The sequence below is a fragment of the Streptomyces aurantiacus genome (assembly GCF_001418335.1).
GTDB lineage: Bacteria > Actinomycetota > Actinomycetes > Streptomycetales > Streptomycetaceae > Streptomyces > Streptomyces aurantiacus.
In genome coordinates this window covers 92,749-104,746 of record NZ_LIPP01000149.1, presented here as the reverse complement: position 1 = coordinate 104,746, position 11,998 = coordinate 92,749, and the positions used below count along the sequence as shown (strand labels likewise).

The 11,998-nt window shown below is 70.1% G+C and carries 10 protein-coding genes; 1 reads left to right on the top strand and 9 read right to left on the bottom strand.

Features of this window, described 5'->3' with window-relative positions; all coding sequences use genetic code 11:
* Positions 1–189 precede the first annotated feature (189 nt).
* The 3 genes from AOK01_RS20900 to AOK01_RS20890 form a co-directional block, all read right to left on the bottom strand.
* Positions 190–1,476: an extracellular solute-binding protein gene (locus AOK01_RS20900; protein ID WP_425424750.1), complete on the bottom strand. Its 1,287-nt coding sequence runs from the start codon at positions 1,474–1,476 to the stop codon at positions 190–192.
* A gap of 302 nt (positions 1,477–1,778) precedes the next feature.
* A complete protein-coding gene (locus AOK01_RS20895; RefSeq protein WP_055513916.1) occupies positions 1,779–2,084 on the bottom strand; it encodes a DUF3039 domain-containing protein in 306 nt (101 codons plus the stop codon).
* A gap of 29 nt (positions 2,085–2,113) precedes the next feature.
* Positions 2,114–2,686 carry a YqgE/AlgH family protein gene (locus tag AOK01_RS20890; RefSeq protein WP_055513914.1) on the bottom strand — a complete coding sequence of 191 codons (573 nt, stop codon included), beginning with the start codon at positions 2,684–2,686 and terminating at the stop codon, positions 2,114–2,116.
* A 262-nt stretch (positions 2,687–2,948) separates the two neighbouring features.
* On the opposite strand from AOK01_RS20890, the gene murA reads away from it, so the two are divergent.
* Entirely contained in the window at positions 2,949–4,295 is a 1,347-nt protein-coding gene (gene murA / locus AOK01_RS20885; protein WP_055513912.1) for a UDP-N-acetylglucosamine 1-carboxyvinyltransferase, read from the top strand.
* A 190-nt stretch (positions 4,296–4,485) separates the two neighbouring features.
* Here the strand turns inward: murA and AOK01_RS20880 are convergent, their stop codons facing one another.
* The 6 genes from AOK01_RS20880 to AOK01_RS20855 all read right to left on the bottom strand — a co-directional run bounded on the left by AOK01_RS20880 (position 4,486) and on the right by AOK01_RS20855 (position 11,960).
* The gene (locus tag AOK01_RS20880; RefSeq protein WP_007382399.1) at positions 4,486–4,767 is read right to left on the bottom strand and encodes an HU family DNA-binding protein; all 282 of its coding nucleotides are present in this window, start codon (positions 4,765–4,767) and stop codon (positions 4,486–4,488) included.
* Between the two features lie 618 nt (positions 4,768–5,385).
* On the bottom strand, positions 5,386–6,801 hold the full coding sequence (locus AOK01_RS20875) for an NAD-dependent malic enzyme (RefSeq protein ID WP_055513910.1): 1,416 nt from the start codon (positions 6,799–6,801) through the stop codon (positions 5,386–5,388).
* 444 nt (positions 6,802–7,245) lie between these two features.
* The gene (locus AOK01_RS20870; protein WP_055513908.1) at positions 7,246–9,714 is read right to left on the bottom strand and encodes a HelD family protein; all 2,469 of its coding nucleotides are present in this window, start codon (positions 9,712–9,714) and stop codon (positions 7,246–7,248) included.
* 83 nt (positions 9,715–9,797) lie between these two features.
* Entirely contained in the window at positions 9,798–10,577 is a 780-nt protein-coding gene (locus AOK01_RS20865) for an anti-sigma factor family protein (RefSeq protein ID WP_055513906.1), read from the bottom strand.
* A 38-nt stretch (positions 10,578–10,615) separates the two neighbouring features.
* Complete coding sequence (locus AOK01_RS20860; protein ID WP_055513904.1) at positions 10,616–11,137, bottom strand: sigma-70 family RNA polymerase sigma factor; 522 nt, start codon at positions 11,135–11,137, stop codon at positions 10,616–10,618.
* Between the two features lie 229 nt (positions 11,138–11,366).
* Positions 11,367–11,960: a CGNR zinc finger domain-containing protein gene (locus AOK01_RS20855; protein WP_055513902.1), complete on the bottom strand. Its 594-nt coding sequence runs from the start codon at positions 11,958–11,960 to the stop codon at positions 11,367–11,369.
* Positions 11,961–11,998 lie beyond the last annotated feature (38 nt).

Here is an 11,998-nt window from a genome sequence, read left to right as displayed (position 1 = left end):
CGGCCCCGGCCTGCCGGCTCTTCACCGGTACGGGTCCGGCGCCGCCGCCACGGACCGCCGTCCCGGCCGCGGCCGAGAGGGCCGTCCCCGGGGCCCGGGCCGACGTCGCCGCCGGCCCGGACCCCTTCGGTGTCTGCTCGTCGCCGGGCGGCGGGACGGACCCCCGAAGCGGACGGTTCGTCATCCGGCTCAACCCGCGGAGCTGAACGCGGCGTCCATCTTCTTGGCCGCGTCCTTCGAGGCGGCCGCCACGTCCTTACGTCCGCTGACGATCTCCTGGAACATCGTCGGCAGGACCAGGGACGCGTCGATCTGCGACCAGGCGGCCGACGCCGGGACGAACTTGGCTCCCGCGCCGAGGGTCTTCACGAACGGCTCGACGAACGGCTCGCGCTTCGCGACGTCCTGGCGCACGTCCGTGAACGTCGGCAGGAAGCCCATCGCGTCGAAGAGCGCGCCCTGCGTCTTCTTCGCCGCGAGCTGTTCCATCAGGTCGACGGCGAGCGTGCGGTGCGAGGTGCTGTTCAGTACGCCGAGGTTGTTGCCCCCCGCGAAGGCGGGAGCGATCTCACCCGACTTCACCCCGGGCAGCGGCACGACCGCGTACTTGCCCTTGACCTTCCCCGCCTCGATCGCCGCGTGGCTGAAGTCGCCGCCGATGGCCATGCCGGCCTTGCCGGAGGCGAACGCCGTCACGGTGTCGTTGCCGCCCATGCCCGCGCACTTGGCGGCCGGACAGTTGTCGTCACCGAAGAGCGAGGTGTACGCCTTGATGCCCTTCTGGGCCTGTGCGGTGTCGATCGCCGAGGCGTACGACCCGCCCTTGCCCTGGGCGATCTCGCCGCCGTTGGACCAGATGAACGGCATCGCGCCGTACGTGTACGCGCCGCCGACCGCCAGCCCGTACAGCTCCGGCTTCGCCTGCCGGATCTCCTTGGCCGTGGAGATCAGCTCGCTCTGCGTCTTCGGTACGTCGAGGCCCAGCTCGTCGAAGATGTCGGTGCGGTAGTACAGGGCGCGGACGCCGACGAAGTACGGGGCTCCGTAGATCTTTCCGTCAACCGTGACGGACTGCTTGGCGGTCGGGTCGGTGTCCTTGGACTCGTTCCAGTCCGTGAACTCCTCGGTGAGGTCCGCGAGTCCGCCGTCCTTGACGTAGCCGGCGGTGTCCGTGTTGCCGTACTCGATGAGGTCGGGCGCGCTCTTGGGGTCGTTGAAGGCGGCCTTGATCTTCTCTGCGCGGGTCTCCACCGGGATGTACTGGACGTCGACCTTCGTGCCCTTGTGGGACTTCTCGAAGGCGGTGACGACACCGTCGACCACCTTCTCCTTGGGCGCGTTGGCGACCTCCTGGAAGAGCCACACACGCAGGGTGCCGCTCTTCTCGTCCTTGCCACCGGAGTTGTCGGACGACTCCGGTGCGCAGGCGGTCGCGGTGAGCCCGGCGACGACGAGCGCGGCGATCGGTGCGGCCATGCGGGCAGAGAGATGAGCGAGCTTCATGAGGCGCCCTCCGGGGGAGCTCGTTGCAGCACGTGCAATGGTGGTTTTGCGCTGCACAACACCCGGGAGGCTATGGAGAACATGAACATGCCCACAAGAGGTCTCAACCACTCTGTGACCGGCGAAAGCACTCCGTGCAACGGGCGGGCGGGACAAAGGCCCCGGATACGTCGAGAGCGCGCACCACGGGCCCGCGCCTTCCGGGCACGACTCGGCCGCGGCACCCCGCACCGGGGGCACCGCGGCCGTACTCCAGGAGGTGCTGGGAGGCGTCGCTACTTGTCGCCGCCCTTGTCCTTGCCCTTGCCGTCGTCGCCGCCCGCGCCCATGGACTCGTAGATCTCCTTGCACATGGGGCACACGGGGTACTTCTTCGGGTCCCGGCCCGGGACCCACACCTTGCCGCAGAGTGCGACGACGGGGGTGCCGTCGAGCGCGCTCGCCATGATCTTGTCCTTCTGGACGTAGTGGGCGAAGCGCTCGTGGTCCCCGTCGCCGTGCGACGTCTGCGGCGTCGGCTCTACGAGGGTTCCCGTCCCAGTGCCTCGCTGGGGCTGGGTCTCAGGCTCAAGAGTGCTCATAGAAGCAAGAGTACTGAAGGCTCGGGGCATCAGTTGAGCGAAGGGTCGTCCGGGTACGTGGCCACCATCGCCAGCTCGCTGCGCTGACGGCGCAGCACCTCGCGCCACAGCCGTTCCGGAAGGGGCGAGGAGACGTCGCCGGGCTCGGACTCGACGACGTACCAGGCGCCCTCGACCAGTTCGTCCTCCAGTTGCCCGGGCCCCCAGCCCGCGTATCCCGCGAAGATCCTGAGCGAGCCGAGCGCGGAGGCGAGCAGTTCCGGCGGCGCCTCCAGGTCCACGAGCCCGATCGCGCCGTGCACCCGGCGCCAGCCGAGCGGCGCGCGCTCCCCGGAGGCGCCGCCGGGGATCACCGCCACGCCGAGCGCGGAGTCCAGTGAGACCGGGCCGCCCTGGAACACGACCCCGGGCTCCCCCGCGAGGTCCGCCCAGCCCGCGAGGATGTCGCCCACGTCCACCGGGGTGGGCCGGTTGAGGACGACGCCCAGGGAGCCCTCCTCGTCGTGGTCGAGGAGCAGCACCACCGCGCGGTCGAAGTTGGGGTCCGCCAGGGCGGGTGTGGCCACGAGCAGCCGCCCTGTGAGCGAGGACACCTCGGTCATGCGAGACATGATCTCGCATCTTCCCCGTGGACGGGGAGCCAATACCCGTACCTGAGTGAATGCAGATCAGGGCGTACGGACGCAGTAGGCGGGTGCAGGCGGAGCGCACACCGGGCCGGTGACCCCGTGTTCCCGATCAGGCACGGTTCGTGTTGTGGCAAAGCTATGACGTCCCTGAGAGCCCCTTGGGCTTACTGAAGGGGGGTGGGCGGCCATTACGCTTGCTGCTTCGCCCTGTCCCACCAACCGGAACGCGAGATACATGACCGTCAACGGCTCAGACGACGTACTCCTTGTCCACGGCGGAACCCCGCTTGAGGGCGAGATCCGTGTCCGCGGTGCGAAGAACCTCGTACCGAAGGCCATGGTCGCCGCGCTGCTCGGGAGTGCTCCGAGCCGGCTGCGCAACGTCCCGGACATCCGTGACGTGCGGGTCGTACGCGGCCTGCTGCAGCTGCACGGCGTGACGGTCCGTCCGGGTGAGGAGCCGGGCGAGCTCATCATGGACCCGTCGCACGTGGAGAGCGCGAACGTCGCGGACATCGACGCGCACGCGGGCTCGTCGCGCATCCCGATCCTCCTGTGCGGTCCGCTCCTGCACCGCCTCGGCCACGCGTTCATCCCGGGCCTGGGCGGCTGCGACATCGGCGGCCGGCCGATCGACTTCCACTTCGAGGTGCTGCGCCAGTTCGGCGCGACGATCGAGAAGCGCGCGGACGGCCAGTACCTGGAGGCTCCGCAGCGGCTGCGCGGCACCAAGATCGAACTGCCGTACCCGTCCGTCGGCGCGACCGAGCAGGTGCTCCTGACGGCGGTCCTCGCCGAGGGCGTCACGGAGCTCGCCAACGCGGCGGTCGAGCCGGAGATCGAGGACCTGATCTGCGTCCTGCAGAAAATGGGCGCGATCATCGCGATGGACACCGACCGCACCATCCGCGTCACCGGCGTCGACACGCTCAGCGGCTACACCCACGCGGCCCTGCCGGACCGCCTGGAGGCCGCCTCGTGGGCGTCCGCGGCGCTGGCCACCGAAGGCAACATCTACGTCCGCGGCGCCCAGCAGCGCTCGATGATGACGTTCCTGAACACCTACCGGAAGGTGGGCGGCGCCTTCGAGATCGACGACGAGGGCATCCGCTTCTGGCACCCGGGCGGCCAGCTCAAGTCGATCGCGCTGGAGACGGACGTCCACCCGGGCTTCCAGACGGACTGGCAGCAGCCTCTCGTCGTCGCCCTCACGCAGGCCACCGGCCTGTCCATCGTCCACGAGACGGTGTACGAGTCCCGCCTCGGCTTCACCTCCGCGCTGAACCAGATGGGCGCGCACATCCAGCTCTACCGCGAGTGCCTGGGCGGTTCCCGCTGCCGCTTCGGCCAGCGCAACTTCCTGCACTCGGCGGTCGTGTCGGGCCCGACGAAGCTCCAGGGCGCCGACCTGGTCATCCCCGACCTGCGCGGCGGCTTCTCGTACCTCATCGCGGCGCTGGCGGCCCAGGGCACGTCCCGGGTGCACGGCATCGACCTGATCAACCGCGGCTACGAGAACTTCATGGAGAAGCTCGTGGAACTGGGCGCGAAGGTCGAGCTGCCGGGCAAGGCACTGGGCTGACGAGCGGCAGCTGACGGCCGGCGGTCCACGGCCAGCGGTCGGCGGTCGGCTGTCGGCTGTCAGCGACCGCATGTAGTCGGTACGCACGCGATGGGGCGGTCACCCGAACCGGGTGACCGCCCCATCGACGGTTACTTGTACTTGAGCCTCGTACGTCGTCCTCGTCCCGGGGACGTACGTACAGGAAGGCTTACTTGCCCTTGGCGGCTTCCTTGAGCTTGCTGCCCGCGGAGACCTTCACGCTGTAGCCGGCCGGGATTTGGATCGGGTCACCGGTCTGCGGGTTGCGAGCGGTACGAGCGGCACGGTGGGTGCGCTCGAAGGTCAGGAAACCGGGGATGGTGACCTTCTCGTCGCCCTTGGCGACGATCTCACCGACGGTCTCGGCGAAGGCGGCCAGAACGGCGTCGGCGTCCTTGCGAGTCACCTCGGCACGGTCGGCCAGCGCGGCCACCAGCTCACTGCGGTTCATGTTGTTACTCCCGTGTTCTTCTTGCCGTTGAGGCGTGCCACGCGGCGGAGCCGCATCTCGGGCACGTCGAAGCCGATGCTGCCAGGGTCCTCGGCGGTCCCCGCACCCGGGTCCGGGGGCCGGACCCTCGCGCCCGAAGACGCATCCTGCCCCCACCTGCGGCGGGAAAGCCAATCCGGCGCCCTTGGGAGTCACACGAAAAGCGCCACGGCCTCGAAATGGTGACGCTCCGTCCGCTCCCGGCAGCGGACCGCGGAGCCGGTGAGGGCCTGGTGGGCCCGCGGGGACTGAGCCATGGCCGCCACCCTAGAGGCGCGCCGAGGCGCTGTGTCCGGCGACGCGCCGGTACGGGTGTGGGGTGGCAACCGTCACAGCGGGCGCTGTGGCGGTTGCCGTCTCGGGGGCTCCGCCCCCGGGCCCCCGCCGTGCGGAGTTTCGTCTGCGGGTCCGGTGGGGGCTGGTCGCGCAGTTCCCCGCGCCCCTGGAAGGCGGGGCTGCGCCCCAGCCTTCCAGCCCGGCCGCAGGCCTTTCAGCCCGTCCGGCGTTTGAGGACGAGCGCGCGAGCGCGATGCGGGGGTCTGGGGGCGGCAGCCCCCAGAACGGTGGGACGGGGCCTTCTCAGACCGTCGCGCCCGCCGCCTTCGCCGCGTCGCGGACCGCGCCCGCCACCGCTCCCGCGACCTTGTCGTTGAAGACGCTGGGGATGATGTAGTTCGGGTTGACCTCGTCCGGGGTCACCACGTCCGCCAGCGCCGTCGCGGCCGCGAGCATCATCTCCGTGTTGACCGTGCGGGACTGGGCGTCCAGGAGACCGCGGAAGACGCCGGGGAAGACCAGCACGTTGTTGATCTGGTTCGGGAAGTCCGAGCGGCCGGTGGCCACGACCGCGGCGGTCTGCCGGGCGATCGCCGGGTCGACCTCGGGGTCGGGGTTCGCGAGTGCGAAGACGATCGCGTCGTCGGCCATCGCGGCCACGTCGTCGCCGTCCAGCACGTTCGGGGCCGAGACACCGATGAAGACGTCCGCGCCGCGCACAGCCTGCTTCAGCGTCCCCGTGACGCCCTCGGGGTTGGTGTTGTCGGCGATCCATCGCAGCGGCGAATCGGCGGCGGCGTCCACCAGGTCCTCGCGGCCCGCGTGCACGACACCGTGGATGTCGGCCACGACGGCGTGCTTGACGCCTGCGGCGAGCAGCAGTTTCAGGATGGCCGTACCGGCCGCTCCCGCGCCCGACATGACGACGCGGATGTCGCCCATCGCCTTGTCGGTCACGCGCAGCGCGTTCAGGAGCGCGGCGAGCACGACGATCGCCGTGCCGTGCTGGTCGTCGTGGAAGACGGGGATGTCGAGGGCCTCGCGCAGGCGGGCCTCGATCTCGAAGCAGCGCGGGGCCGAGATGTCTTCCAGGTTGATGCCCGCGAAGCCGGGGGCGATCGCCTTCACGATCTCCACGATCGCGTCGGTGTCCTGCGTGTCCAGGCACAGCGGCCAGGCATCGATGCCGGCGAACCGCTTGAAGAGCGCGGCCTTGCCCTCCATCACCGGCAGGGCGGCCATCGGGCCGATGTTGCCCAGGCCCAGCACGGCCGAGCCGTCCGTCACGACCGCGACGGAGTTGCGCTTGATGGTGAGCCGGCGGGCGTCCTCGGGGTTCTCGGCGATCGCCATGCACACCCGGGCCACCCCCGGCGTGTAGATCATCGAGAGGTCGTCGCGGTTGCGGATGGGGTGCTTGGACGCCATCTCGATCTTGCCGCCGAGGTGCATCAGGAACGTACGGTCGGACACCTTGCCGAGCGTGACGTCCTCGATGCCGCGCAGCTGCTCGACGATCTCGTCCGCGTGCGCCGTGGACGACGCCGCGATGGTGACGTCGATACGGAGCTTCTCGTGGCCGGAGGCTGTCACGTCGAGGCCGGTCACCGAGCCCCCGTGGGACTCCACGGCGGTGGTGATCTGGGAGACCGCGGTTCCGCTCGCGGGCACCTCCAACCGGACCGTAATCGAGTAGGAGACGCTGGGCGCCGTTGCCATGGGCCGACTTCCTCTGCTTTCACGGGGTACTGCGAGCGCTGCTGGTTCGCGGGCTTGCCGTCCGATCGTCCCACCTACCGCGGAGTACGTGGTAGCCGCCCCTGATTGCGGACCTTTTGTTCACAACGAATGTTCACAACGAATGTTCAGGACGGACGTCGGCGACGCAGAAGGTCCACGCCACCGGGGTGACGTGGACCTCTTTGCTGCGACACGTGCAACAACACGTTAAGTGACACCGACCCGCCATGCTCGCCTCGCGGCAAGTGGTCGCTCGTAGCGACGAAGGTTGGGCCCGGGGGCTTGGATCGGGCCGGTGTCACGTCCAAGGTAACAAACGATCCCCGTAAGGCAATTCCCGCACCGTGAGTTCACAGGGAAGCTTCCTGAGGACGGGCCCCCGGTTCACCGGAAGGGGCCCGCCGATTCACGGGCCCGTCCCGCTCAGTCCCGCAGGAGATCCGGTACTCCGTCCGCGTCCGGCTCGTCGCGGGGTGCCGAGACGATGGTGAGCTGCTGCGTCGCCCGGGTCAGCGCCACGTACAGCACGCGCAGCCCGGCCGGTGACTCGTCGGCGATCTCCGCCGGTGAGACGACCACCGTGGCGTCGTACTCCAGGCCCTTGGCCTCCAGGCTGCCGAGGGCCACCACGCGGTCCCCGAGCGCGGCGAGCCAGCGTGCGGCCTCGGCACGGCGGTTCATGGCGACGACGACGCCGACCGTGCCGTCGACCTGGTCGAGCAGCCGGGCGGCCTCCTCCCGCACGGTCTTCGCCAGGGAGTCCCGTCCGCCGGCCGCGGTCACGAAGCGGGGCCGTACGCCCGTCGAGCGCACCGCCGACGGCGACTCGGAGCCCGGCATGGCCAGCGCCAGGACCTTGGCGGCGAGCTCGGCGATCTCGGCCGGGTTGCGGTAGTTCACGGTGAGCGTGAAACGGCGGCGCGGGCGGCTGCCGAGGGCCTCGTCACGGGCCTCGGCGGCCTCGTCCGGGTCCGACCAGGACGACTGGGCGGGGTCTCCGACCACCGTCCAGGTGGCGTGCCGGCCACGGCGGCCGATCATGCGCCACTGCATGGGCGTGAGGTCCTGCGCCTCGTCGACGATGACGTGCGCGTACTCCGTACGCTCCTGGGCCAGCCGCTCGGCCCGCTCGCGCTGCGACTCCTCCCGTACGGGCATGAGCTCCTCCAGGCCCGTCAGCTGGTCGAGCGGGTCGAGCTCGCGTTTCCTGCGGGGGCGGGCCGGGGTGCCGAGGATCGCCTGGAGTTCGTCGAGCATGGCCACGTCGTGCACGGAGAGCCCGTCCCGCTTCAGGGAGCGGGCCACCCGCCGCACCTCGCCGGGGTTGAGGATGCGCCGCGCCCAGCGCCCCAGCCGCTTCTCGTCGGCCATCGCCTCCAGCACGCCACGCGGTGTCAGCTCGGGCCACCAGGCCTCGAAGAACGCGATGAAGGTGTCCTCGGAGCTGACGTCCTCGTCGAACGACGAGCGCAGTTCGGCGGCCAGCTCGGGGTCGGTGTGCCGGCTGCCGGAGCCGGACCGCGCCCAGAGGGCGTCGAGCAGCAGCTTGCGGGCGCGCGGGCGCAGCAGGTTCACCGGCGCGGTCCCGGAGAGCGCGTTCTGCCGGACGCGGTCCAGCTCGGGTGCCTCCAGTTCCAGCCGGCGCCCGAAGGCGACGACGCGGAGACGGGTGGGCGTGGCGGCCGGGTTCCGCGTACCGGCGTCGCCGCCCTGCCCGTTCTCGCCGTCGCCCTGCCCGTACTCACCGCCACCCTGGCCGTTCTCGTCGATCTCCTCGCCGAACGAGAGCTGCTCGGAATGCCCGCGGGCGGGAGCGGGGGCGGTGCGCCGGCCGGACGTGCCCGGTGTCTCCAGGGCCCCGCGTGCCGCCTTGCGCAGCACCTTCAGCATCCGGTAGGAGCCCTTGGCGCGGGCCACCGCCGGTGCGTCGTACTGCGTGGCCTCGACGCCGTCGACCAGGGAGCCGACCGCGCGGATGGCGACCTGGCCCTCCTCGCCGAGGGACGGCAGGACGCCTTCGGTGTACGCGACCAGCAGGGGCGTGGGCGAGACGATCAGGATGCCGCCCGCGTACCGCCTGCGGTCCTGGTAGAGCAGGTAGGCGGCCCGGTGCAGGGCGACCGCGGTCTTGCCGGTGCCGGGGCCGCCCTCCACGTAGGTCACGGACGCGGCGGGCGCCCGGATGACCATGTCCTGCTCGGCCTGGATGGAGGCGACGATGTCGCGCATGGTGTGGCTTCGGGCCTGGCCGAGGGCGGCCATGAGGGCGCCGTCGCCGATCACCGCCAGTTCGTTCCCGGCGAGTGTGGCCTTCAGTTCCGGGCGCATCAGGTCGTCCTCGACCCCGAGGACCCTGCGGCCCTTGGAGCGGATGACCCGTCGGCGTACGACCCGGCCGGGGTCGACCGGTGTGGAGCGGTAGAACGGCGCGGCCGCCGGGGCCCGCCAGTCGATGACCAGCGGCGCGTACTCGGCGTCCAGGACGCCGATGCGGCCGATGTGGAGGGTCTCCGCGATGTCGGCGGTGTTGTCGGGCCGTACGGCGCCTTCGGCGGGTTCGACCGCCGTGTACGCGCCGTCCGGGCCCTTCTTGCCGTCCTTGCCGGGGAGGAGGTCGATGCGTCCGAAGAGGAAGTCCTCGAACTCGTTGTTGAGGCGGTTGAGATGGATCCCCGCCCGGAACACCTGCGCGTCCCGCTCCGCGAGTGCTCCGGGCGTACCGACCTGACCACGCTTGGCGGCGTCGTTCATCAGGAACTCCGCCTCGTGGATCTTTTCCTCAAGGCGCTGGTACACCCGATCCAGGTGTTCCTGTTCGACGCCGGTCTCCCGGTTGCGTACGGAGTCGCCTTCCGGATCGAGCGCCATTTCCTGCTGAACCTGAGCGGCCACCGGGCCCCCTTCTGACGTGCATGGCAGCCGTCAACCGTACGCGAAGGGGAGCCCGGCAGGCTACGTTTCCGCTCTTGATCCACTCACACGTCGACCTGGGCCAGCTTGTCGCCGTCGAAGGTCACGACCTCGAAGTGGTCGATGTCGGCGCGGTCCATGGCTACGGCGCCCTGGAGGTAGAGCGGGTTCCGGGCCAGCTCGGTGGGGGCGTCCTTGATGCCGTAGCCCCACTTCGGGACGGTCCAGGTGGTCGCCGTCTCCCGCTCGCCGTTCTTGCCGACGGCGACGAGGGAGCACTTCTGCGGGCCCTTGACGTTCTTCAGTTCCAGGGCCAGTCCGGTGCCGTAGGGCTTGCTGTCCATCCCGACCGCGGCGCTGACCTGCGTGCTCGCGTCGGTGCCCTGGACCTTGTCCTTGGGATTCGTGTCGGTGAACACCTGCTTGGCGGCGCTGACCGTCTGCGTGGGCCGGGCCTCATTGGTGGTGTCACCGCCTCCGGTGGTCGCGATCGCGACGAGCGGGCCACCGATGATCAGTGAGGCCGCGAGTCCGAAGAAGAGCCGCCTGCTCTTCTTGGCGCGGACACGGCGTTCGACGACCTCTCCGACCAGCCGGTCCGAGAGCTCCGTGCTCGGCCGTGCGGCCAGTGACTCGCCGATGTCCGGAGCGCCGCGGGTGCCCGGCAGATCCGCGAGGGCGGCGAGCATCGGCTCCATGCCCGCGAGTTCGTCGAGTTGCTGCGCGCACCACTCGCAGGTGGCGAGGTGCTCCTCGAAAGCTGTTGCCTCGGCGTCGTCGAGGATGCCCAGCGCGTAGGCACCCACCGTCTCGTGCAGATCGCCCTGCCCTTGCGAACTTTGCATGGATCCAGGACTACCCGTTCCGTATCCCCCGTATGTGCTCATGCCGTCACCCCCCGCTCCTCCAGTGCGAGCTTCATCGAACGCAGGGCATAGAACACCCGTGACCGCACCGTGCCGCTGGGTATCCCCAGGGTTTTGGCGGCTTCGTTCACGGTACGCCCCTTGAAGTACGTCTCGACCAGTACCTCCCGGTGGGCGGGGGTCAGGTCGTCGAGCGCGTCGGAGAGTGTCATCAGCCACAACGCCTTGTCGATCTCGTCCTCCGCGGGAATGACCTCCAGCGGCGACGGGTCCACCTCCTGCGGCCGGGCCTGCCGGCTGCGGTGCCCGTCGATGACGATGCGCCGGGCGACCGTCACCAGCCAGGGGCGTACCGAACCGGTCGCTCGGTTGAGCTGACCGGCGTTCTTCCAGGCACGGATGAGCGTCTCCTGTACGACGTCCTCCGCCCGTTGCCGGTCCCCGGCGACCAGCCGCAGCACATAGGCGAGCAGGGGCCCGGCGTGCTCCCGGTACAGCGCACGCATCAGCTCCTCGTCCGGTTCCGAGGGCTGGGACATGCGATGTCGGGCCCTCGGCGATCGTTCATCGGCCACGGCGGAATCCTTGCGCACGCCTACCTCCGGTGTCCGGGGGATCCCCCAGTCGGTCGCTCATCTCCGGATACGGGCGCGGGCGTTGCGCTGTTCAAAGTGAATGGAATTCTTTGTGAGGAGCGTGATGAGGAACGTACGGACTCCGTCTCCTCACATGCTCCACAACTGCTTCACGGGGGATCCACGGAGGATCCTAAGCCCGTGCGAGGGCTGCTCTGCGCCGGTGCCTGGCGACCCGCTCACGGTTTCCGCACACCTCGCTGGAGCACCACCTGCGACGACGCCCCCTGGACGTATCCAGGTACACGATGGGGCAGTTGTCTCCCTCACACTGGCGGATGCTCGCGCGGGCCGTCGGGTCCGTGAGGAGTTCGACGGTGTCCCGGGCGACCGCCGCGAGCAGTTCCGCGCAGGTGGGCGGGGAGCGCAGGACGCGGACGAGCGAGCCGCCGGCGTCCCACACCGCCGATGGTACGGGCGGTGCGGCGCGGGCGAGTTCGTTGACCCGGGCCAGCGCGATCACGAAGGGCCGGGAGTCCCGGGAGGCCTTCTTGCGCACCAATTGCCCGATATGGCCGCGCAGTTCGCGGAAGTTGACGATCCAGGAGGAGTCCGCCGCCGCGAGCGGCGTACCCGCCGGAACGAGTCCGGATCCGGTGATCCAGGCCCGCAGCAGGTCGGCCGAGTCGAGCCGTTCCTCGGGGTGCGTGGTCGCCAGGAGATCGAGACAGATCCGCCCGGAGTCGAACCGCAGCTCGTACGGGGCCGTGGCCGTGCCCAATGCCATGTGCCTGTCACCGCCTTGGGGTTGCCGCCAGGAGGGGC